The sequence below is a fragment of the Flavobacterium hydatis genome (assembly GCF_000737695.1).
In the GTDB taxonomy this organism is placed as follows: domain Bacteria; phylum Bacteroidota; class Bacteroidia; order Flavobacteriales; family Flavobacteriaceae; genus Flavobacterium; species Flavobacterium hydatis.
The window spans coordinates 43,184-68,456 of record NZ_JPRM01000024.1 but is presented as its reverse complement, the minus strand read 5'-3'; the positions used below and the strand labels follow the sequence as shown (position 1 = coordinate 68,456).

Sequence of the window (25,273 nt, the reverse complement as noted above, 5' to 3'; positions counted from 1 at the left end):
ATAAAAACTAATACTACTAAAAAAATAAAATCTCAACATTTCAACTTCTTATTGTGATTAATTTCATGATTTTAACAAAATACGTTAAACAATCGTAGATTGTCCGATGTATACGTTATCATTATTAAAATAAAGCAAGTCATCTTTGCTTAAAATGAAATTAGAAACGAACTCTCCTACTTCGTTTGTTCCAAATTTTGAATCAGATTTTAAATCTGCTGTCACAACTTGATATTCAATTGCTTTTTCTACCGCTTCGTATACTTTATTTGCTTCTGTAAAAAGACCAAAATGCTCTAGTAACATTGCTGCCGATAATATTGATGCAATTGGATTTGCAATGTTTTTTCCTTTTGCTTGCGGATAAGAACCGTGAATTGGTTCAAAAAGCGCATTTTTTTCTCCTAATGAAGCCGAAGCTAATAATCCGATAGAACCTGTAATTACACTAGCCTCATCTGATAGGATATCTCCAAATAGGTTTTCTGTTAGGATAACATCAAACTGTCTTGGATTAAGAATAATTTGCATTGCAGCATTATCTACAAATAGAAAATCTAAAGCTACATCTGGGTAGTTCTCACTTACCGTTTTTACAACTTTTCTCCATAATCTAGACGTTTCAAGTACATTGGCCTTATCTACCATTGTTACTTTTTTGCGACGGTTTTGAGCTGCTTTAAAAGCTAAATGTGCAATTCTGGTGATTTCTTCTTCTGAATACTCACATAAATCAGATGCATGTGTTCCTTCTTCATTTAGTTTTTTCTCACCAAAATAAGCTCCACCTGTAAGTTCTCTAAAAATTGTAAAATCAGCACCTTCTATAATCTGTCTTTTTAAAGGTGATGCATCTAATAATGCTTTGTATGGCTTTATCGGACGTATGTTTGCAAATAAACCAAGTTCTTTACGCAGTTTTAATAATCCTTGCTCCGGACGAACTTTTGCACTTGGATTATTATCATATTTAGGGTCTCCGATTGCTCCAAATAAAACAGCATCGGTATTTAGGCAAAGGTTCAGTGTTTGTTCAGGAAGTGGATTCCCTGTTTTATCGATTGCAATTGCTCCCATAAGTGCATCTTCAAAAACAAATTCATGATTGTACACCTCGCCTATTGCGTATAATGCTTTTTTGGCCTGTAAAATTACTTCTGGACCGATCCCGTCCCCTGATAAAACTGCTATTTTCAAATTCATAATGCCTCGTTCTTTATGTATTTAAATCTTAATTTATTTGTCTAATTAACTTCTAATTAATTCGCTTTCTATTCTACAAGCTTCAATAATTTGATGAATATCTTCGTCTATAACTTCTTTTTTAATGTCTGCAAATCTTAAAAACTCAACATATACAATGTCTAATTGTACTTTGGTAAGTTCATAACCTACTTTCTTAGCACGGTAAGCTAATGCTGCTCTACCACTTCTTGCTGTAAGGATGATCGAAGATTCATTTACTCCAACATCTAGTGGATCCATGATTTCGTATGTTGCTCTGTTCTTAATCACACCATCTTGATGAATTCCTGAACTGTGCGCAAAAGCATTTGCTCCTACAATAGCTTTGTTTGGCTGAACTATCATTCCCATACTTTCAGAAACCAAACGACTCATTTCGTTTAACTGTCTTGTATTGATATTGGTATCTAGGTTTAAGTAAGGATGTTGTTTAAAAATCATCACTACTTCTTCTAGTGCTGTATTTCCAGCTCTTTCGCCAATACCATTAATAGTACATTCTATTTGTCTTGCTCCATTTATAGCTCCTGCAATTGAGTTTGCGGTTGCCATTCCTAAATCATTATGACAATGACATGAAAGAATTACATTCTCGATGCCTTTTACGTTTTCTTTTAAGTATTTAATTTTTGCTCCGTATTCATCAGGCAAACAATATCCTGTTGTATCTGGAATATTAAGTACAGTTGCGCCCGATTTTATTACTTCTTCGCAAACTTTTGCAAGGAATGCATTATCTGTTCTACCAGCATCTTCGGCGTAAAACTCTACATCTTCTACGTATGATTTTGCATGCGATACTGCAAATTTTGCTCTTGCTATTATGTCTTCTCTGGTTGTGTTGAGTTTATGGAGGATGTGAGATTCAGAGGTTCCGATTCCTGTATGGATTCTTGGTTTTTTTGCATGTTTTAATGCTGCCGCAGCAACATCAATGTCGTTTTTTACAGCTCTTGTAAGACCACAGACGGTGGCATTCTCTACAATTTTGCAAATCTCAGAGACTGATAAAAAATCCCCTGGGCTAGACACAGGGAAACCAGCCTCGATGATATCAACTCCCATTTCGTCCAGTCGTTTTGCAATAACTAACTTTTGTTTTGTATCTAACTTACATCCTGGGACTTGTTCGCCATCTCTTAAGGTGGTATCAAAAATTTGAACTTTCTCTCTATTCATTTTAATTTATTTAATGTAATTTCACATCCTGATAACAAACTTATATTGTATTACTTTAGTATGAAATTCATTTTAGTGAAAATATACTGTTCATAACACAAATTAAAACCTATCAACTATCTAAATATCAATAAATTACATTATTATATTTTACAATGGCTAACCATCAAAAAGATTTTTTATTTGTATTAATAAAGTCCCTTTCCAAATCAGAAAAAAGACAATTTAAGATTTTTGCCAGTCGATTAGAGACTAGCTCAAACACGAAATTTATCGAGCTCTTTAATATTTTAGACAAGTCTGAAAACTATGACGAGAAGCTTATTTTGAAAAGTGGAATTATTAAAAAAGTACAATTATCTAATCTTAAATCGTATTTATACAAGCAAATTTTGGTTAGTATTCGGTTGAATATTCCTAGTCAGAACATTCGTTATCAGTTGCGTGAACAAATTGATTTTGCAGCTATTCTGTATAATAAAGGGTTGTATAAACAGAGTTTGAAAATCTTGGATAAAACCAAGCAACAAGCGCTGGAAAACGACGAAAAGTATATGGCGTATGAGATTGTTGAGTTTGAGAAATTAATTGAATCGCAATATATTACACGAAGTATTCAAGGTCGAGCCGACGAATTGGTTATTCAGGCCAAAGAATTAAATTATCGCAATACTATCTCGAGTAAACTTTCTAATCTTTCGCTACAGTTATATGGTATCATGCTAAAAACAGGTTATGTAAAGAGTGATGAGGAATATAAATATATCGATGATTATTTTAATAAACATATTTCCAAATTAGACGAAAGTAAGTTTGGCTTCCGCGAAAAATATTGGTTCTATAATGCTAATTTATGGCGTAGTTTCTTGGTTCAGGACTTTTTGGCCAGTTATAAATATGCTTATAAATGGGTTACGTTGTTTTATGATAATCCAAATATGATTTATCTGAATCCTGTATTCTTCCTTAAAGGAAATCATTATTTCCTGGAGTCGTTGTATATGCTGAAATATAAATCTAATTTCAAGAAATACTTAACGTTATTAGAAGAAACTATAAATGATCCTCGTTTTCCTGTAAATGATAATGTGGCTTCATTATCGTTCTTGTATTTGTATAATAATAAACTAAACTATCATATTCTTGATGCATCTTTTGCTGAAAGCGAATATTTAATTCCTGAAATTTTAGATAAAATAAAACTTCATAGCGAACATCTTGATGAGCACCATGAGATGTTGTTTTACTATAAAATTGCTTGTATTTATTTTGGTAACGAAAAGTATAATGAGTCGATATATTATTTAGAGAAAATCATAAACAATAAGAATCTTACGATGCGTGAAGATTTAATGTGCTTCTCGCGAATACTATGTCTTATTGTTCATTATGAATTAGGGAAAGATTATTACTTAGAAAACCAATTGAAGAATACGTATAAGTTTTTATTAAAAATGAACGACTTACACGAAGTGCAAAAAGAGATTATTAAGTTTTTAAAGAACCTAAACAACTTCTACCCTAACGATATTAAAAAGGAGTTTATAAAGATGCGTGAGCGTTTTATAGAGCTTGAAAAAAACACTTACGAGAAAAGAGCTTTTTTATACTTAGATATTATTTCGTGGCTTGAAAGCAAAATCGAAAACCGAAAAATTGCCGATATCATGAGAGAAAAAGCGAAGCTTATTAATAGGTAGTTTTAAGGTTCTAAGTTGCTAAGTTTCTGAGAGACTAAGATTTTTTTGGGGTTAATTTTTTGCCACAGATTAAACAGATTAAAAGGATTAAAAAAGTAGCCACGAATTACACGGATTTACTCTAATTTTAATACTTTGTGTTCTTTGCGTAAACCTTTGTGAACTTTGCGGTTAAATCTTTCGCCACAGATTAAAGGGATTAAATGGATTTAAAAAAGTAGCCACGAATTACATTGATTTACTCAAATTTAAAAGCTTTGCGTTCTTTGCGTAAACCTTTGTGAACTTTGCGGTTAATTTTTTGCCACAAAGTCCTGTTTTAACTAGAAAGCAAACTGTTATAATAAGCTTTTACATCTTTCCAATGATAATAAGGTGCTTTATCTGTTTGTATAGTCGGAACGAGTATTTCTTTTTCGTGTAGAAGGAATTTTACAAGAACATCATCAGATTTTGGTTTTCTGAAGAATACAATTTGTATGTTTCCAGCCATAGGCGCTACTTTAAAGCTGCTCCAAGCTTCGTAAAACTTGTTAGGATCAGCAACGCTATTATAACTTCCGTCTAAATGAAGTAACATTGCAAGCGGAATTATATTACCATCATGCGCAAAACGTAGTGTCGCTCCTTTTCCTTTGGATGCAATTATTTTATTAGCATTTTCTAAGATATTTTTTAGAGTAGGCTTTTGATTCTCAAACATAATTCCGTTATTAAGAGCCGAGTTTGCATCATTTACATATAAACGATAGTTGTTAGTTTGCCATAAATCAAACAATTCTTGTTTTTCGAATAAATCATAAAAGGATAATTTTGTTTCTGTATTTTGCATCCCTCCTGCTATGGCAAATAATTTTTTCATGAGATCATCAGGATTTACTTTCTTGATGATATAGTCGTTATCAGAAAATAACGAATTTATTAAACGATCTGGGTTTGTATGTTTGGTTTCAAATTTCAGGAACTCTTCTTTCCATGTGTCTTTGGCAGATCTAAAAGCAATTGCTTCTTTTGTATGATAGTTTAGGTATTGTTGCCATTTGATACCTGCATTTCGAGAGATTTGTAGGTTTGGGTTAAACTCTTTTATGCGTTCGCAAAAAGCATCCATACTTAATACAACTCGTAGTACTGTTGTGGCATTAGCTTCTATTTGGGCATCTTTTGTAAAAACTTTTGGATAATGGTTATACATACGTTCTGCAATACCTCTTTGTTCTCTTTGTCCTAAAGGAGAAAGTTCTCCGCCTCTAAACTCTACTTCTGTCCAAAGTTGTTGCAATCGTTTTAAGGCGTCTTTGCCTAAATCTGATAAAGCTCCGCTTTTATTAGCATCTTCAAACAGATTGATAACATCTTTATATTCGGCATCATTTATTAAATAACGTGAACCATGTCGCCCAAAATGACTTATATAAAAGGCTTCATAGCCTTTTGGTACTTTTGTATAAGCTACAATATCTTTGTCTGGATAAGCATAGTGTACACCTGCAGTTTTTTCGGGAGTATCAAACAGTTCTTGTTGGGGTGTTTGGGATAAAATAACAGATAGATTGGCTAACGTAAGTAATAATGATAAACGGATTTTTTTCATTTTGGTTTAGTTTTTTGCGAAGTAAATATATTGTAAATACTAGAAAATAATTGCAGTTATTTAGGTCATTAAATTATCATTAACATCTTTTTCTGAATAAATAATAAGAGTTTGATGAAATTTATGAAGCATGAAAATAAACCTCGATAAAATCGAAGAAATGAAAAATGATAAAACACAACGTGTTGTAAGTACTATTTGCTGTTATGAAAAAAGTTAGGCTTTTTCCGTTTTTCGCAATCGCATCCAAACATAACCAAGAGCAAGAAAAACCATTGATGCACTGGCATACATAAGCATCGGAATTTTTGCAATTACATCCTGATACATCCATCCTGCGATAAGTGCACCAAGACCAATTCCTGCCTCAAGGGCGATGTACATTGTTGCCATGGCTTTACCTCGATGATCGGGGAAACTCATATCGACTGTCCAGGCGTTTAGCGCTGGCGAAACAATTCCTGTGGAAACTCCATAAAGTGCTGCACCAACTAAAAGTCCGGTTATAGAGGTTGAAAATCCAACAATGATTAGTGATATTATTAAAAAGAAAAGTCCGATTCCTATAAGATGTAAACGACCGTATTTATCGGATGCTTTTCCTGCTCCAAAACGAATTATTACCGAAGTAATCGTAAAGACCATAAAAAACAATCCTTTATTGGTTATCCCTAAATGCTGACTCCAATCTGGAATTAATGTGAGTATTACACCATAAGCCATATAAGAAAGAAAGGTTACAATTGCTGCTGGCAAAACCTCGACTGCAATAATATCTTTTCTTGAAATTTTTAGGATATGTAAACTAAAACGCTGTTTGTATTGTAGTGTTTCTTTCATATTCATTAAAATTAGAATAGATAAAAGTGCAAAAACTGAAGATGCATAAAAAAGCATATTCATAGAGGAGTATATTTTAATCGTACTACCAATGGCTGGCCCTAAAGCCATCCCGATAGAAAAACAAAGTCCGTGTAAGCCTAAAGCTTCTCCCCAGCGTTCTCTAGGTACAATATCGGCTACATAAGCTGCTGTTGCTGTAGGTTTAAATCCTGTAGAAAATCCGTGTATTAATCGTAGGAATAAGAATCCAGAAACGGTTCCTAAAACTGGATATAGAATACCACAAACAAAACATACAATAGATCCGACTGCCATAACGGGAACTCTTCCTAATGTATCGGTTAATCGACCACTGAACGGTCTTGAAATTCCTGCTGTTAATGTAAAAAGCGCAACAATTAATCCCTTATACTCTGCCCCACCCATATTGCTCAAATATTCTGGGAGTTCAGGAATTAGCATATTAAAACTAGCAGAAAAGAGTAAAGAACTTAAACATACTAATCCGAACTGAAGATTATAGATCGGATGAACGGCTTTTACAGGGGAATTCATGAGGTATTTTTAGAATTGCAAAGATAGGGAAAACTCCAGCTTTAAACTGTGTGATGAAATTTTAATGCAAAAAAAATCCCCTGAAAAGGGGATTTTTACTATTTCATGTTATACAATAGATACAACAATTTTTTATTATCTATTTCCAGAATGTCCATTCACTTCCATTATAGATACAAACCATCTTTTTATTTGTGTCATAACAAATTGTGCCCGGCATAGGTTTTATAATATTGAGATGTGGCGAAGCTAGTCTTGGCAGAATCAAGGCTTTATTTGATGATTCTAAAACAAGAACTCCATCTACGCTGCTACTTTCAGCCCCAATTACGGTTCCTTTTGTTGCTGCTTCGGGTACTGATGCCTGAATGGATAAATCAACAGAACCTGTGCGTCTGGATAAATCTACCCAGTTTGTTTCGTTATAATATACTACTTTTTTCAGGTTAGCATCAAACAACATTACGCCTCCCGCCAGTGCTGTACCTGTAGGCAATGCTGTTACCCACGGTAATACAATACCAGATTTATCTGCGGTATTAAAATCAACAATTCCTGAACCTTGTGGAGATGTTTTTCCTATAACGGCTTGTGCATTTACTGACAATACAATAAAAAATACACCTATTATAAATTTGATTTTTTTCATGATAATTCGTCTTTATTGTTCAATTAAATTTTATTCCTTTTACGAGAATAAATCTATTTTTTAATCAGGACATGCTTGTTGAGTCATAGCTTTCCAAGTTGTACCATTATATAATTTAATAACTTTATTTATAGTATCATAAACAATCATTCCTTCTACAGGTGCTGTAATTGCAGTTTCTGGAGATGCTATTCTTGTTAATACTAACCCTTTTTCTTTAGACTCTAATATCAAACTTCCGGTTCTTGCATCGGCATAGTCACGAGGTGTAATTGTCCTGTCTAATGTTGATATAATAGTTTTTATAGGAGCTGCTGTACCTGCTGTAATGGCTGGTTTGTAACAAACTGCACAAGTTGCATCAAACGTAACAGTAAGCGTTGCACTTGGAGAAGAACATCCGTAAAGATCAGAGAAAAAAGATACGGTATATTTTCCCGCCACAGTAACATCTGTAGGATCTGGAACTACTACTCCTGACGCATTTTTCCATTGTATTACAGATCCTAATGGTGGCTGTGAACCTAGATAACTGTTTAGGTTAAACGAAGTTCCTGTACATGGTTTTACTGTTGAACTGGTTAAAACTGGTGCATCATCTCCTGCCTCACAGGCAAAAATTAAAGCATTTTCACTATTAAAAGTACCTGGAGTTGTACCAAAGTTCATAGAAATACCAATACCGTTATCTGTAGCGGGATTTGAATCAATTACATTACCGTAAGTCATGTAAGTAGCTTCTGATCTATTCAATTGACTATTAAGCATATTAAAATGCGCTGAATGGTAACCAGACCATGGTACACCGCTTTTATATTGAAAGGCTTCGTATGAAGATGAAGCCTGTTTAAATACCCCCATTACTAAATTCGGAGCAGTTCCTTTAACAAATCCCGGCCCTGTATCTCCTCCACTTAAATAAGTGTCCCAGGCATGTGCTAACTGTATTTTTTCAGTATTACCTGCAGGAATTGTAACGATATAATCTATAATAATATATGGATTAGGATAATCGTAGGTGTATTTCACATCTAATAAATAAGTTAGTCCATTTTTCTCTGCCTTCATTTTAATTGTGTTCTCAAAATGCCCAGGAGTCGATTCGATAAGCGACTGTTGTGTACTGGTAATAGGAACTAGATTTTTAACTCCTACAGCCCCTAAAGGTTTTAAAGTTCCGCTTTTAAAAATGTCTCTCCCTATAGAAAGTGCTAATCCATGCGTACCACTAACGATATCAAATGGCTTTGTTGTACCTGTTAATACTAAATCACCTATAGAATATATTTGACCAATACCCTTCCTTATAATCTGCATATTTCCTGCTCCAGAAATATTAAGCCTGATTCCATCATTAGCATTTGTACCACCAGGAGCATTAATAACGGTTTGTCCAAAATAACCAATAATGGTACTTTTATTTATGAAACGATACAGCTGCCCACTTGCCGGGCGATTAGTAATAGGTTTTACAAAAGTTTCTGAAGTTCCAGGATTGGTTCCAAAATCAGTAAGCCACAATTGTGCTCCTTTTTCACCGTACATTTCTTCTCCACCATAATAAAAACCAATTGCGGTCTCATAATTCGTTGCCATAGCGACTCCCTGATCGTATATGTATTCTATAACGTTAGTTCCTTCATACAGTTTTACCTGAAAACTTATTGAATTTACAGGAGTATAATACCATCTCCAAGAATGCCACTCTGCCGTAAGTACCCTATTAGGGGCATCACCAGTTGTTTTATACGAAAAACTACCGCCAGAGCCATGTAGATCAGCCATTAAAGGTGCTAAGATTAAGGAAGTCCCTACAGGAGCCGTATGTGCCCTGCTACTTGTTTTGAAAGTAAGAGTACCGTTTGAACTTACATAAAAAGTATTATGCTCATCTCTACCTGTATTAAACGTAAATCCTATAGGTAATGCGCCACTAATACCTTCGTCAGAAGAAAGAGGCGTTACTTTTGTACCTCCAACTAAAGGTATATATTCACTGCTTTCAGCTTGCATTTTTATATCAGTCGATAAACGTGCTAGTTGCTTTTCCTGTGCTGTAATCGCAGCAGGAAATCCTAACAAAAGAGTAAAGAGTATAAAAAAACAAAATCTAATTTTCTTGTTTTCGTTAATATTTAGTATCATATAAAAATATTTAAATAATTCATTATTTGCTCATTATGTTTAATCACCTCTAGTATAGTTTTATATTCTAAAAAACTAATTTCTCTGGAAATTTGGATTATTTATGGGCAAATTTATAGCGATTGCTTTTTTTGAGACTGCCATATTAAATCATAAAATCAGTATGTAAAGGCATAACAATTTTATAGATTATGCTTTTATTTTTAATTTATGGCTAAGTCGTAATTAATCATTATTGATGTATAAATACCCTGCTTTATCTTTGTAGTCACCATCTGGCATTTTAAATTTTAGAGTATAAAAATATGTTCCTGTTGGTAATCCTTCTCCTTTGTTTATGGTAACTCTTCCTTCGGAGATTCCTCTGAACCAATTTCCATTGGCTCCATAATTTGTGGTTTCATAAACTTTTACTCCATAACGATTGTATATTTCTAAAGTATTATCAGGGAATTTATCTAATCCCTGAATATTGAAATAATCATTTAATCCATCTCCATTAGGTGATACTGCGTTATAAATAACAATATCATCTACATTGGATACTCTAACTTTTCCGAGTGTAAAAATCCCTGTTTTATTAATTGCTGCGGTGACGGTTTCGTTTTGGTTGTCTGTAGCAGAAGTGTAGTATATCCATTTTGATTGTGCTTCGTCCCAGTTTATTATTGCTAGCGAATAGGCAGAATCTTCTTTGGTTATTTCGTTTGGAGTTGTATTACTATTCCACGTAAGTGTTAAAGCTATATCTATGGTTGATTGATTGCTTTCGATTTTCCAATATTCTGTTGTATTAATTAAGGAAATCAACTTGTCTTTTTGTGTGTGCGGATGTAATGCATTTGAATTTTCGAATACATATTTACTTTTAAAGAAACCGTTTGATGAACTGTTTTGATTTACGGCTGATGGTCTAAAATAACCTCCATCACCAATAGGAAATTGAAATTCATCATTTCCATTATGCTGTACATAACCATCTACATAACTATCATCGTTTGTGTTATCATGGCTTGCATTTGCTTCAAAAATGACTTTACCTCCAGAATTATTGTTGGATACTATTCCTTTATAAAAATTAGAAACTCCATAGATGTTAATTTGTGTTGATAATAAAAATGCTGGTTGAATCATTCTGTTTTCAAACCGTACATTATTGAATTCGCTTAACTCGTTACCAGAAATAATCTGTGCTGCAGCTGAACCCTTAAAATATGTTAGCCCAGAAATTGCCTTAGGATTAAAAGTTACTAATCCATCATTATTATAATTTGAATAAACAGTAAATTGTCCATCATTAATAAAATCTCCAGTTGGCTTGTTGTCAAAATCTGCTACTGTTGCAAATTCTGTTCCTGGCAGAATAGAAATTTCTCCTGTATTTGTGGTTTGTGCGTTAAGTTTACCAATAATAAAAAATAATACTGTAGTAACTATTTTTAAATAAAATTTGGCCATACTTTTTAATTTAAAGTGTTTAATTTAAATGTGACAAATTATACTAAAGACTATATTAAACACCTCAGTTATACTATTTATAAAAGAGGTGTTTTTGTGTTTTAGTTTGTGCTCATAGGAATGAGATTGTTTGAACTTGTGTTCTGTTCGATTAATTTTTCTAATCTTTCTAAACGTTGGTTCATTTTTTCAATTTCCTTGTCTTTTGCTATGATTGCATTATTTTGCTCGATTATATGTAGGTAAATCTCTTCTGTCTTTTCTAATAATTGAATAGATAATTCAGACATATTAAATGCATATCCTTCTGCTGATTTTTCCAATTCATTAATTGGTGTAATACCAGGAAGATGTTTGTGTGTTTTTATATATTCTTCTATTTCAGCTAGTCCTTTAAACTTGTAATCTGCTTTTATATCAGAGAATCCCTGGAAATAATCTTCGAATACGTAATCGGCATAAGTACTGTTTACTGTCGTGATAGAGCCTTTTATTCTCATTTTTTCACCAGCTTTTCCTGATGGAGTATCGTACCCGATACCTACCCAACCTTCAGTATAAATATCCTCTGTATTTGTTGTTGCTCCGGCTTTTGTTGTTGCACTAAACCAAGGTTCCTTTACAGCAGCACTTAAATTAATTGGGGTAACAACATTATTTTCATCTTTGTAATCTAATGTACCTGTTGCACTATTTACTTGGAGTGATGTTAATGTTTGCGTATCGCCTACTAAATCAACAAGATTTATAACTGTTGTTGGGCCAGTTTCGGCTTTATAACTTAATGTTTTAGCTGCAGCATCATAAGCCAACGATGTTAGTGTTTCGTTTGCTTTTACAATTTCATTGATGTTTACAACTTGTGTTGTTCCAGAAGCGTCTGTATATGTAAACTCATTAGTTACTGCATTGTAAGATACTGTACCTTCAGATTTAGTAATGAAATTATTTAAGACATTAGTTACAGCTGGATTGTTTACAATAGTTTCAAAATTGTTCGCTACATCTCCTACTACATTAATTGTTACCGAATCATCGCTCTCATTTACATAAGTATATGTTCCGTTATTATTGTTGGTTAATGTTGTAACAGTTTCTTTGGCATCAATAAATTGGGTTAACTCGGTTACAAACTTAGGATCGTTTAAGATTGTGCTTGCATTATTAATTACATCAGCAACAACATCTACCGTTGTTTCGGCTTTATCTTCATTTGTATAAAGATACTTTCCGTCATTTGCAGCATTTTTTACCAATGTTGTAATTGTTTCAGCATCTCCTACTAAATCTACAAGTTTAATTACGGTAGCATCACCTCTTTCTGGTTGATAGCTAAGTGTTTTTCCTGTTGCATCGTAAGTAAGTGACGTTAATGTTTCGTTTCCTTTTACAATTTCATTGATGTTTACAACTTGTGTTGTTCCAGAAGCGTCTGTATAAGTAAACTCATTAGTTACGGCATTGTATGATACTGTACCTTCAGATTTGGTAATGAAATTATTCAAAACATTAGTTACAGCAGGGTTATTTACGATAGTTTCGAAGTTGTTTGCAACATCTCCTACTACATTAATCGTTACCGAATCATCGCTCTCATTTACATAAGTATATGTTCCGTTATTATTGTTGGTTAATGTTGTAATTGTTTCAGCATCTCCTACCAAATCAACAAGTTTAATTACGGTAGCATCACCTCTTTCTGGTTGATAGCTAAGTGTTTTTCCTGTTGCATCGTAAGTAAGTGACGTTAATGTTTCATTTCCTTTTACAATTTCATTGATGTTCACAACTTGTGTTGTTCCAGAAGCGTCTGTATATGTAAACTCATTAGTTACTGCATTATATGATACTGTACCTTCAGATTTGGTAATGAAATTATTCAAAACATTAGTTACAGCAGGGTTATTTACGATAGTTTCGAAATTGTTCGCTACATCTCCCACTACATTAATAGTTACCGAATCATCGCTCTCATTTACATAAGTATATGTTCCGTTATTATTGTTGGTTAATGTTGTAACTGTTTCTTTAGCATCAATAAATTGAGTTAACTCGGTTACAAACTTAGGATCGTTTAAGATTGTGCTTGCATTATTAATTACATCAGCAACAACATCTACTGTTGTTTCGGTTTTATCTTCGTTTGTATAAAGATACTTTCCGTCATTTGCAGCATTTTTTACCAATGTTGTAATTGTTTCGTTTGCTTTTACAATTTCATTGATATTTACAACTTGTGTTGTTCCAGAAGCATCTGTGTAAGTAAACTCATTAGTTACCGCATTGTATGATACTGTACCTTCAGATTTGGTAATGAAATTATTCAAAACATTAGTTACAGCAGGATTGTTTACAATGGTTTCGAAGTTGTTTGCAACATCTCCAACTACATTAATAGTTACCGAATCATCTTTCTCATTTACATAAGTATATGTTCCGTTATTGTTGTTAGTTAATGTTGTAACAGTCTCAAAGCCTTTTAAAATACTTTCAAAATTTATTGTTTGATTACTACCAGAAGCATCAACATAAGTAAAATCATTTGTTAGTTCATTATAAATAACTGTCCCTTTGTTAGATTCAATTTCGCCAGCAATAACAATTCTGTTCCATTTGTTATTATGCCAGTAGTAATACCCAGGTTTAATATCGGCAATAGTTGCAGTATTAAATACCAATAAGCTATTTACATTACCATTTGTAATTGTGGTGGTATCAGTAGAATTTTTTAGCTCAATTCTTGGTATTAATACACCTTTATCATTTGCTACAACTTCTAGTTGAGAAGAAGAATTAGGCATAGTTGTGCCTATTCCAACTTGTGAGTAAGCTGAGTAACTTCCTAAAACAAAAATTAATGGGAGTAATCTATTTTTCATAAAAATTTAATTATAATCTGTTATTAATTTTATTTATAATCCTTGGTTAAAAAACTTAAGCTCAATATTCTTTTTAATTATATACTGCTTAACTGTTCTAAACATGACTTTTAATTATTTGACAAAATTATATACTCAGCTTTTTTGGGAACTACCACATAAATTTTTAAAATCAACATAAAAAGTTATAAATTTTAAATTGTGTAAATGATTGTCTATTAATGTTTTGATTTTAATTTTGACCAAAGAATATTAAAAAGTTCGACTATTGTCTAAATCCCATTTAACGAAAAAAGAGCTTGACATTAATTAAAATGTCAAACTCTTTTTTACCTAACAAACATTAACAAAAATTAAATTTATTCGTTCTGCTCCTTTATTATAATAATAAACTCCGAACGTCTGTTTAGCTCATGTTCAGCTTCTGAACATTTTATGCCATCATCACAATTATTAATAAGTTGTGATTCTCCATATCCATCACCTTTAACTCTATCTCGAGAAATTTCGCCTTCCAGAATAATATAATCCATGGTGGTTTTTGCTCTATTTTTAGATAGTCTTAAATTGTAGTCATCTTTTCCTCTACTATCTGTGTGTGATCGTACCTCGATAGAAATACTAGGACGTGTTTTCATTAAATTAATTACTTTATCTAGTTCTAGTTTTGATGATTTACGAATTGTATATCCTCCATAATCAAAATAAATTGGACTCAGTTTTAATTTTTCAGTAAGGTTGTCTCCTTCTTTAAGGGTTACTACTTTATTATCTACAATAACAGCTAACTCATTAAATAAAGTTACAGGTATTTCTTTTTTTTCTGAGATTTTCAGCCCTTTTGCAAATACTTTTTCGGTTGTATATCCTTTCTTCTTAAAAACTAAATTGTGATTTTTTAGTGGCGGTAAATCCAATGAATACTTTCCTAATTTATCACTAAAAATTACTTTAACCTTTTCGTTTAAATCATTTAATACTGTTACTTCAACCTCTTCAATCGGTTCACCAGATATACTATCTTTTATTGTTCCAAAATAAACGGGATTAAGTTTAAAAGGAAATACGATTGGTTTTATCTCCAAAAATTTATATAAATCATCATCACCAGTTCCTCCTTTTCTATTAGACGAGAAAAAGCCTTTTTTAGAGTCATTATCTATAACATAAGCAAAATCGTCGTTTATAGAGTTTATAGGTCTTCCTACGTTAATAACTGAATATTTTCCTTCATTGTCTTTTGCAGCAGCAAAAACATCTAATCCGCCTAAGCCAGGATGACCATCAGATGAAAAATATAATATTCCATTACTATCTACAAAAGGAAATGTTTCTCTACCGTATGTGTTAATCTCCTCTCCTAGTGATCTGACTTTATTATCGTAACCACCACCTTTTTTTATGCTTATTACATATAAATCTGTATCGCCCATTTTCTTTTTTCTGTTAGACACAAAGTACAATTCATTGTCATCTGGGCTTAATGCAGGATGTGTAGATGAGGTTCCTTCCATGTTTATTGGATATGGAAGTTCCTGAATGTTAACCCATTTATCATTTATCTTCTGTGCTTGAAAAATTTTGAGTTGAGCAATAGCTTTTTTATTTACAGCCTTATTCTTTATTTTATCATAAGGAACCAATCGGGTAAAATACATTGTTGAGCCATCTTTTGTTAGTACAGGTGTGCTCTGATGGTATTTTGTGTTTATATCTCCAGATATTTTTTTTTCATTCTCTAATGTTCCATCCTCAGTAATTTGTGCTGAATATAACTTAAGAAAAGATTTTTCGTTCCAATTATGTTTGCGTTTCAAGAAGACTCCAGAATCTTTGGCGCTTGCATAAATTACTTCTTTATATTTAGGAAGTTTTTCAAAAGATATTACTTCAATATCTTGATTTTCGTTTTCTTCGTTTTTCTGAATAAAGTATTCTCCCTTTGCAGCTAGTTTATTGTTATCTTCTTTTCTTCTTTTTTCAGCATTTTCTTTTATGATTCTTGTTTTTTCGGCTCTTTCAAATTTTATAACTTCAAGAGCTTGTTTTATTGCTTCCTCATTAGGTACTAATGCTGCACCAAAGTCTGCAAATACCGAATTTATTCCTGCTTCGCCTAATTCTGCATATCTATCAGATTGTTCTTCGATAGCATTTAGATACACGGCTGGATTCCAGTTTTCGGCTTGTTCTTTATTACCTGATTTCTCATAATAATCCGCCATTACTAATTGTGCTTCTTCATGCATATCGTTGGCTCTAAGGCATACAGAATATCTCTGATAATATTCTGGTGAGATAAATGTGCTGTTTTTTATCATTTTTGTATACCATGGCAGTGCATTTGAATAATCGGAGTTAAAAAAATAAGTATCTCCTAAACGAGCATATATTTCTTTAGAGTTATATCCTTGTTCGACTAATCTTTCATATAATTTTCCTGCTTTTATAAAAGAAAAATTTTCATATTCTGTATTAGCTTTGGCAATTTTTTTGTTTAGTTTTTGATTGTGCTTTTGCGAAAAACCTATAGTACTGCTTAAACAAAAAAGCAAAACAAGCACCTTATGTATTTTTATTCCCATAATTAATTTTAATTAGTTTTAGTTAGAAAAATCTTGGAGACATCATTCTTGTTTTTGACCTGCTTAATAGTTCAAATCGAAAAAAAACTTCGTGAGATCCTGAGTTATAATTAGCCAGTTTGGTTGTTTCAGCATCATAAGAATATCCTACAAATAAGGAGTTTGATACCTGAAACCCAACAAGACCACTTACAGATGCGTTTATTCGATATGCAAGTCCGGCAGTAAATTTTTCATTAAACAGAAAATTTGCCGAAATGTCTGTTTGTAATGGAGCTCCTTCTACAGCTTTGGCAAGTACCGAAGGCTTAAATTTTAGATTATAATCTAAATCAAAAACATAACCTGCCATTAGGTAATAATGCATGCGATTTTTTACAATATAACTTTGTGTTTCGTCTTTAGCTGATTTGTTAAAATGACTTTTTTCTAACATATTCGGAACCGAGATTCCAATGTAAGATTTATCAGAATGAAGGTAAACTCCTGCTCCAATATTTGGAGAGAATTTATTATCGATATTATCCTGAAATCTAGGATCTGCGGGATCGTAAATATTTAATTTAGTAAAATCAATATTTAATAAATTAGCTGTTCCTTTTAATCCGAATGATAATTTGTAAAAGGGTGAAGTTTCGATTGAATAAGAAAGATCAACAGAAATATTATTTTCAGTAGATGGTCCTATACGGTCGTTGATTACAGAAACTCCTAAACCCATATTACTGCTAATGGGAGTGTTTATAGAAAAAGAATTAGTTACTGGTGCTCCATCTAATCCAACCCATTGTGTTCTATGCAATCCGAAAATACTTATTGTACCACGAGAACCTGCATAAGCTGGGTTAATATTAATAGTGTTATACATATATTGTGTATACTGAGCATCTTGCTGACCATGCATTACACTGGAATAACAGCATAACATAACTGCTATAAATAAATTTAATTTTTTCATTTTTATCCTATTTTATTAAAATATGGGCAAAATTATTGCATCTTCCTTTTTTGCTACTACCACATAGATTCATAAAATCATCATGAAAAGGTTTAGTTTTTAGATGCTAAGGTCCTAAGGTGCAAAGAGACAAAGGGTGTGAGTTTTAGTGGCAGTTTCAGTTTCAGTAACAGTTTCAGTAACAGTTTCAGTAACAGTTTCAGTAACAGTTTCGGTAAAGGTGGCAGTTTCGGGAATCTTAGTGCCTCAGTACCTTAAAACTAAACCTTAGCGCCTCTAAAAACTCTTAGCTTTAAAAACTTCATTAGGTAAATTGCCATAATGTTTTTTGTATATCAATGAAAAATAAGATGTTTTGCTATATCCTAATTCATAAGCGATATCGCTAATTAGTATAAAGTCACCACTTTCTAATAGCTCTTTTGCAAGTATTAATTTTTCATTTTTAAAAAAAGTTGCAGGACTCATACCAAATATGTTTGTGTATAAACTTCTATATTTTGAAATCGACATATGTGCAAGACCAGATAATAATTTTACTCCGGGAAATGGCATTAAAAGATTTGATAATAAGTATTCCTGAGTTTTCATAATGGCATTTAAATCTTTTTCTAGAAATGATCCAGCTTTTGGCATATTAGAATTTAATCTTTCTAAAAAAAAGCCAAAGAGTTTGTAAGCAACGCTTTTTAATGAGAATTCATAATTAGAATCATTCATTTTTTGCTGCTTCAAGTTATATAGTTCAACTTTGCTTCTGCTGTCTATATGACCATAATAAAACATTTTTCTTTTTTTGTCATTAAAGACATTTTTGAAATCTTGTTCTAAAATTACATCATGAAAATAATTTTTGATAAACGATTTACGAATATACAATCGTAAAGAAAAGCTTCTTTCGCCCACCACAGAAACATAAGTACTCTTGATATGACTATCTATAATAGCAAATCCTAGTTTAGACTTATACCCTATTTGATGCTTAATATCATCGACAAAATGCTTGCTGAAATTATCGCTCAGATCATAATAAACAATCCAAAAATCTTCTTCGGATGGCATTCGCGTAAAGCGCATTGGTTCATTTAGTGTTACATCAACAATAAGTACTGATATGTCTTGCGAAATTTCTATAAAATACCCCGAACCAGTTGCTTTGTCCTTAGGGAAATTCATTAATTTATTATCGATTAGCGTACATCCTAAATCATTAACAAAGTCTTGTTGCCATTCGGGTGTTAATGATGCTGTATGCTTGAATTCGGGTATTGTTACATCCATATGCTCTTTTTTAAAATAAGCTTTGATATTCTTTAGGGAAAATGCCATACATCTCATTAAAGCGTTTTGCTAAATAGGAAACATTTGCATAATTCAATTTCTGTGCCACCTCATTAACCGTAAATTTTCCAGTTTCTAACATTTCTTTGGCTCTGTTTATTTTATTATTATAGAAGTATGTGCCTGGGTTTACACCAGAAATTTTGATAAAAAGTTTTTTGTATTTAGAAGGAGACATTGCAACTTGTTCTGCCAGAAAATTTACTCCGGGAAATGGCCCTTCGATAAGATTTTGCAGCATCGCTTTTGATGCTATAATATTCTTTACATCTACAGAAATTGTTTTATCTATAATTATTTTTTTATGAGTTAATTGCTTGAGATAGTTGCCTATTAAACCATATACAAGACCTCTAAAAAATATTTCATAAAGAGTACTATCATAAGGTATTTTTCTGAAAGAATTTATTAAAATTAAACTCTCAATACCCATTCTGTCTAATCTAATTATTGTGTTTTTTTGAGCGTCAAGAACAATGTCGGCTATTGGAGCTATTTTGGTAATTTTAGAGAAATTTTTTTTTAAAGTTTCTTTGTTAAGAATGATGCAGACAACAAATATTCGAGTTCCTTTTTGAACATGATAATCCATATCAATGCTAGAATCTACAATAGATAAGTTATAATTTAATTTTCCTACCGATGTGACTTCGTCATCCAGAATATAATTAACATCTAAATTAGTTAGGTAAAAATACAAACCTATAAAATTGGTATTTTCATTACGATATTTTAATAACACTTCTTCCTTGTAGGTAGTATCTATAAGCATAGCAGTAATACCTTCTTCTATGGGTAAGATAAAGTGAGTGCCTTTGTATGTTTCATTGTCTCCTTTAATGAAATTTCCTTCTATTGAACCTCCCATTGCATTGGCTAATACATCAATCCAATTAAGCGAAGTATCATAGTGATGTATTATTGTTTTCATCTTAAAATTGACTTTTATATTTTTGAATTTTATTTAACTAATACTTTGTATGTTAATACTTAAGTTTTTGATTTACTGAATAATGTGTTTTTAATTCATTAATCGTAAAATGTTTTTTAATAAGTTAAAAGAAAGAAGGTAAAATGATATTTTGATTAGATATAATTAAACTTCTAGAAACTTAATTGTAAATTTTGAATCTGAATACTCTAGTATATAGTTCCTTTTTTTCTTGGCTAATTCTTTTTTGATAATTAGTTTTTCGTAGATACTAAAGGCATCATGTTCCTTAACAGATAAATCATGATTGCACGCCCAGTTTCTAAGTGAATCTTTATATACTAAATGCCCATTTACAGAGTATTGTTCATAATCTATGATTGATATAATTGTTACGCTCATTATTCATTTTTATAAATTAGTTTAACTACATAGTAATTTCTAACAAAATCAATACTCACGAAAAAAACGCGTTAATTGTTGTTATGAAAATGATTTAGCAAAATTATATTGGGTGTGTCTTTTTTAACTACCACTGTGAACCATAAAATCAACATAAAAAGTTACATATCTTAAAATAAGCTACTATTATTTTAAACTTTTAAAGCAAAAAAATCCCGATTACATAATGCAATCGGGAATGCAAAAATGGATAATATTTAATAGATTTTGTATGAGTTATCGGAGTGCTGTATTGGGCAGAACGCCAAAATAGTTTCTGTAAATAGAAGAGAAATAAGCAGTTTTATTATAACCTAATTCATAAGATACATCACTTATTAGCTTAAATTCTCCACTCTCTAATAATTCTTTTGCCAATAGCATTTTTTCATTCTTAAAAAATAACGCCGGACTCATTCCGTAAATAGTATTATACAGGCTTCTGTATTTTGTAGCCGACATATTGGCAATATTTGCTAAGAATTCTATGCCTGGAAAAGGGATTAAAAGATTAGATAATAAATGTTGCTGACTAAGCATTATGGCATCTATATCTTTTTCTAGATGTGTTGCCATATTAGGCATTTTGGCATTTAATCTTTCTATTAAATAACTGAATAAAGTATAGGCAACTCCTCTTAATAAGAATTCATAATTTGGGTTATCAATATCTTGTTGTTTTAGGCTATGTAATGCTACTTTGCTTCGACTATCTATATGTCCGTAAAAGAACATTTTCTTTATATTATCGTCAAAAACATCTTTAAAATCTGTTTCAAATTCGCCATGATCAAAGAAAGTTTTCATATACGATTTACGAATAAAAAGTCTTAACGAATAAAACCGTTCTCCTACTGTAGCTAAGTAAGAACTTTTTATTTTACTATCTACAATAGCAAAATTAAGTTTAGACTTATACCCTATTTTATGATTTATATCTTCTACAATGTGCTTACTAAAACTATCGCTCAGATCATAATATACAATCCAGAAATCATCGACAGATGGAAGTCTCGTAAACCGAATTGGTTGATTTAAAACAGAGTCTATAATTACTACAGATATATCGGGAAGGATTTCTAAAAAGCAACAAGAACCACTAGCGTTTTCTTCGGCAAAGTACATTTTTTCATCTATTATTGTACCGCCTAATTCATCAATAAATTTTTGACGCCATTCAGGCGTTAAAGAATAAATATGCTGGAACTCGAAAGCTTCACTCATAGATAGATTTTATAATAAATTTTGATATTCTTTTGGGAAAACTCCATACTTACTATTAAAGCGTTTGGCTAAGTAAGAGATGTTGGCGTAATTTAGTTTATCAGAAACTTCACTTACAGTATATTGTCCAGTTTCCAATAATTCTTTGGCACGTTCTAATTTATTACTATAAAAAAATGCTCCCGGACTGACACCAGAAATTTTGGTAAACAATTTTTTATATTTAGATGGGGACATAAAGACTTGATCTGCTAGAAAATCAACACCAGGAAATACTTGATCTATAGATTCTAGCATTGAATTTTTGGAAGCGATAATACTTTTTATATCATCTCCTATTACTTTGCCAATGATAAATTTTTTTGTTAATAATTGGTCTAAGTAATTTCCAATTAATTGATATACTAATCCTCTGAAGTAAAATTCAAATAATGGATTTTCGTATGGTATTTTTTTGAAATCATTTATTAAAATAGAACTTTCTGTATTCATTCTTCCCATACTGATAATAGTATTCTTTTCAGTATCAAAAACATCCTTGGATACTGACCTTAGTTTAGGCATTTTATCAACATAACCTTTTAATGCTGTTTTATCAATAAATATGCAGATTACATAGATTCCAGTTCCTTTTTCAACAGCATAATCTGTTTCTAGCTCAGTATCAATTATAGTTAAGTTGTAATCCGATTTTCCAACTACACTAGCTTTATCATCTAATATAAAATTAACATTGTTGTTGGTAATGTAAAAGTACAATCCAACAAAACTGTTTTTCTCATTTATGTAGTTTAATAATACACTTTCTTTATAAGTAGTATCTATTACCATTGCAGAAATCCTATCTTCTATAGTCAGAACGAAATGTGTACCAGTATATATATCATTATCTCCTTTAATGAAATTACTATTAACTGTACCGCCCATTGCTTCGGCTAGTACGTCAATCCATTCAGTTCCTAAAGAATAGTAATGTTTAATCACTTTCATGAGAAAAATATTTATTATAAAATTAATAAAATTTATAATATAAGTGTATTGTAAGCTTAATTAAGAATGTAAATTCTTTGTATATTAACAGTAATTGTATTTTGGTATTTAATTTAGAACAAAAGGAAGTTTTCATTATATATACGCAAAAGATCAAGTGTTTGTACTCGATTGCGTAATCTTGAAATTTCATAATTTTATTGTTTAAAAAATATTGTTAGAAGCTTTCGGGTTATAAAATTATATTTTGCTACTCTTATAAAAGCTATTTTTTTTTCAATTTTAAGATATAAATTATGTGTAAATCTATTTTAACTATAAGTTTGTTATCGATAATAGTATTTCTTTTTTCGCTAGATATAAATGCACAAGGAAAAGGTTTTCAGGTTATCCTGACTACTGAAAATGACTTTTTGGCGATTAATAATGCTGATGAAAACTATACAGGAAGTCTAAAGATTGAAGCTCAATTTCCTGAGGTGGCTAAATGGATGCCTTTTTTTAAATATGGTACACCTGGAAAATCATTGACTATTCAACGTGCGGGAATTGGAGGAACAGCTTATACTCCCCAAGATTTAGTTTCTTCAGAGCCTGTTACCAATGACAGACCTTATGCATCTCTAATGTTTATCAACTTTGGAAATACATCTTATAATACTGAATCAGGAGCTGTTTTGCAGAGCGAATTGGTGTTTGGTCTTGTTGGTACATCGTTGCCTGGAAATGCACAATCCTATATTCATGAACATAGATGGTTCGGTACTGATCGTCCAATTCCTATGGGATGGGATAATCAGATTGGATATAAAGGATCACTTGTTATAAATTACAATTCAAAAATTGAATATCCTATTTTTCCAGGATTTGATACAGGAACTAACACTAGTTGGTTACAACTGAGAGTACGTGGTGGAGCTGAGTTAGGAAATTATACTGCTAATTTAAAAGCAGGATTTAAGATGAATATAGTGAATCTTAATGCAGGACTTATGCAGGATTATTCTCCAAATATTCTCGGTGCTTCTATTCGAGGATTAACTAATAATATTTCGGCTATTGATAAACCTGTTAATTATCCAAAAATTAGGATGAATGTTTTTGTAACTCCTGAAATAAGAGCAGTTGCCTATAATACCACTTTAGAAGGATTAATGTTTAGCGATCATAGTGTTTATAAAATTCCTCACAATGATATTACACGTGTTGTTTTTGATATTAGTGCAGGTTTTAATATATTATTATATGATCAGTATTATTTTAAATATGCAATGTATGGAAGAAGCCAAGAATATAGTGATGGCAAAAATTTCCATTATTGGGGAGGAATCTCATTAGGGTATTCTCCTGACAAATGGAACAGATAATAGATTGAGTCCATAACTTAGATTTATCTTAGTAAACAAAGGATATTTTGAAAACAATTGCCGATTATACAAATCAAATTAATCCTAATTTTTTCATAATTTGTTGGTTTCTATGACGGTTTAAAAAGTTAAAAATACTTATATTTACTTTTTTGGTGATAAAACTAATTACACGAATAGTTCATTCCTGTAGGTTAAGCCGATTAATTTTAAGCAGTCAAGATGGAAGACAATACCATATCAATAGCATTATTACCATTAGTGGATAATCGAGTACCGAATAATAAAATAATAAAAGCAGATTTATTGCCGAATCCAGAATCAAGGTTAGATTCAATGGAAATGAAGGAAACTCCTCTTTATGATTCGAGCATTCCGTATAGAAATTTAACGAATGCAGCTACCAAAAAAGAAAGTATTGCCCAGCTGATAGATAAATTAGATGTAGAGAAAAATACGAGATACCAAAGAACTGTAGAAGATACGTATTGTAATGTGTACTCTTATGATTATTGTTATTTCTCTAAAGTTTATCTCCCAACGGTTTGGTGGACTGACGAGGCTCTAGAAAAAATATTAGACGGACAAGAAGTTGAAGCTATTTTTGAAGAAACTGTTGAGCGTATTTACTCCAGCGCCATACACGATTGGTTCTTGCAATGGGGAGCTAGTTTTGGGTGGGAAAGAATGTTTACAGCAGAAGAAATCCAAAATAAGGTAAATACTAATGGCGGAATTGGAATGATTTGCGCCAAAAGAAGAGAAAAAGGACTCTCTGGACATATTGTGCCTGTTGTTCCTGAAACAGATTTACATAAAGCATATCGTGAGAATGATGTTGTTGTGTATCCGTTGCAATCGCAGGCCGGAAAGCTAAATTATAATTACTTTTCGGAAGTTAGAAAAGATTGGTGGAATGATGAGTTATATTCCTCTTATGTCTTTTATTATCATGAATAAAATAAGTTTTAGGCTTTATTTTTAAACCTCAAAAAAATGCATTGATTTCCAGTGTAATAACAACTTGGAAATGATAAAATAATTTACTACTTTTGCAACTTAGAAAATACAAGGAGTGGCAAAAGTTGTAATTCGGCTATTCTTATGCTTAAATTATTGATATAAAAGTGATTAATTACAATAATGATTTTATAACCTCATTATAAAATTTTAGTTTTTTTTCAACTTA

Annotated in this window: 18 protein-coding genes; 3 read left to right on the top strand and 15 right to left on the bottom strand. The window is 31.6% G+C overall.

Features of this window, described 5'->3' with window-relative positions; genetic code table 11:
* Nucleotides 1-84 precede the first annotated feature (84 nt).
* On the bottom strand, nucleotides 85-1,203 hold the full coding sequence (gene leuB, locus IW20_RS15080; protein WP_035623949.1) for a 3-isopropylmalate dehydrogenase: 1,119 nt from the start codon (nucleotides 1,201-1,203) through the stop codon (nucleotides 85-87).
* Nucleotides 1,204-1,248: 45 nt separating this feature from the next.
* A complete protein-coding gene (locus IW20_RS15075) occupies nucleotides 1,249-2,424 on the bottom strand; it encodes a 2-isopropylmalate synthase (protein ID WP_051885795.1) in 1,176 nt (391 codons plus the stop codon).
* Nucleotides 2,425-2,579: 155 nt separating this feature from the next.
* On the opposite strand from IW20_RS15075, the gene IW20_RS15070 reads away from it, so the two are divergent.
* Nucleotides 2,580-4,124, top strand: a complete 1,545-nt coding sequence (locus IW20_RS15070; protein WP_035623946.1) for a hypothetical protein — start codon at nucleotides 2,580-2,582, stop codon at nucleotides 4,122-4,124.
* Between the two features lie 319 nt (nucleotides 4,125-4,443).
* On the opposite strand, the gene IW20_RS15065 is transcribed toward IW20_RS15070, so the two are convergent.
* The 13 genes from IW20_RS15065 to IW20_RS15005 all read right to left on the bottom strand — a co-directional run bounded on the left by IW20_RS15065 (nucleotide 4,444) and on the right by IW20_RS15005 (nucleotide 22,717).
* Nucleotides 4,444-5,718, bottom strand: a complete 1,275-nt coding sequence (locus IW20_RS15065) for a histidine-type phosphatase (protein ID WP_035623943.1) — start codon at nucleotides 5,716-5,718, stop codon at nucleotides 4,444-4,446.
* A 216-nt stretch (nucleotides 5,719-5,934) separates the two neighbouring features.
* The gene (locus IW20_RS15060; RefSeq protein ID WP_035623940.1) at nucleotides 5,935-7,116 is read right to left on the bottom strand and encodes an MFS transporter; all 1,182 of its coding nucleotides are present in this window, start codon (nucleotides 7,114-7,116) and stop codon (nucleotides 5,935-5,937) included.
* A gap of 139 nt (nucleotides 7,117-7,255) precedes the next feature.
* Complete coding sequence (locus IW20_RS15055) at nucleotides 7,256-7,765, bottom strand: hypothetical protein (protein WP_035623937.1); 510 nt, start codon at nucleotides 7,763-7,765, stop codon at nucleotides 7,256-7,258.
* Nucleotides 7,766-7,825: 60 nt separating this feature from the next.
* Nucleotides 7,826-9,910, bottom strand: a complete 2,085-nt coding sequence (locus IW20_RS15050) for a hypothetical protein (protein WP_035623935.1) — start codon at nucleotides 9,908-9,910, stop codon at nucleotides 7,826-7,828.
* Between the two features lie 225 nt (nucleotides 9,911-10,135).
* Complete coding sequence (locus IW20_RS15045; protein ID WP_035623932.1) at nucleotides 10,136-11,368, bottom strand: gliding motility-associated C-terminal domain-containing protein; 1,233 nt, start codon at nucleotides 11,366-11,368, stop codon at nucleotides 10,136-10,138.
* 101 nt (nucleotides 11,369-11,469) lie between these two features.
* A complete protein-coding gene (locus IW20_RS25400; RefSeq protein ID WP_051885794.1) occupies nucleotides 11,470-14,247 on the bottom strand; it encodes an autotransporter outer membrane beta-barrel domain-containing protein in 2,778 nt (925 codons plus the stop codon).
* 359 nt (nucleotides 14,248-14,606) lie between these two features.
* Nucleotides 14,607-16,832, bottom strand: a complete 2,226-nt coding sequence (locus tag IW20_RS15035; protein WP_051885792.1) for an OmpA family protein — start codon at nucleotides 16,830-16,832, stop codon at nucleotides 14,607-14,609.
* A 22-nt stretch (nucleotides 16,833-16,854) separates the two neighbouring features.
* Nucleotides 16,855-17,790 carry a PorP/SprF family type IX secretion system membrane protein gene (locus tag IW20_RS15030; RefSeq protein WP_035623929.1) on the bottom strand — a complete coding sequence of 312 codons (936 nt, stop codon included), beginning with the start codon at nucleotides 17,788-17,790 and terminating at the stop codon, nucleotides 16,855-16,857.
* 276 nt (nucleotides 17,791-18,066) lie between these two features.
* Nucleotides 18,067-19,071, bottom strand: coding sequence for a helix-turn-helix transcriptional regulator (locus IW20_RS15025; RefSeq protein WP_165571449.1), 1,005 nt, complete (start codon nucleotides 19,069-19,071; stop codon nucleotides 18,067-18,069).
* 10 nt (nucleotides 19,072-19,081) lie between these two features.
* On the bottom strand, nucleotides 19,082-20,062 hold the full coding sequence (locus IW20_RS15020; protein ID WP_035623927.1) for a helix-turn-helix transcriptional regulator: 981 nt from the start codon (nucleotides 20,060-20,062) through the stop codon (nucleotides 19,082-19,084).
* A gap of 165 nt (nucleotides 20,063-20,227) precedes the next feature.
* The gene (locus IW20_RS15015; protein WP_035623924.1) at nucleotides 20,228-20,464 is read right to left on the bottom strand and encodes a hypothetical protein; all 237 of its coding nucleotides are present in this window, start codon (nucleotides 20,462-20,464) and stop codon (nucleotides 20,228-20,230) included.
* 276 nt (nucleotides 20,465-20,740) lie between these two features.
* Entirely contained in the window at nucleotides 20,741-21,727 is a 987-nt protein-coding gene (locus IW20_RS15010; protein WP_035623920.1) for a helix-turn-helix transcriptional regulator, read from the bottom strand.
* Nucleotides 21,728-21,736: 9 nt separating this feature from the next.
* Nucleotides 21,737-22,717 (bottom strand): helix-turn-helix transcriptional regulator, encoded by a 981-nt coding sequence (locus IW20_RS15005; protein ID WP_035623917.1) that lies wholly within the window; start codon nucleotides 22,715-22,717, stop codon nucleotides 21,737-21,739.
* A 296-nt stretch (nucleotides 22,718-23,013) separates the two neighbouring features.
* Between IW20_RS15005 and IW20_RS15000 the strand changes: the two genes are divergently transcribed.
* On the top strand, nucleotides 23,014-24,084 hold the full coding sequence (locus tag IW20_RS15000; RefSeq protein WP_035623914.1) for a lipid A-modifier LpxR family protein: 1,071 nt from the start codon (nucleotides 23,014-23,016) through the stop codon (nucleotides 24,082-24,084).
* Between the two features lie 222 nt (nucleotides 24,085-24,306).
* Nucleotides 24,307-25,044, top strand: a complete 738-nt coding sequence (locus IW20_RS14995; RefSeq protein WP_035623911.1) for a hypothetical protein — start codon at nucleotides 24,307-24,309, stop codon at nucleotides 25,042-25,044.
* Nucleotides 25,045-25,273 lie beyond the last annotated feature (229 nt).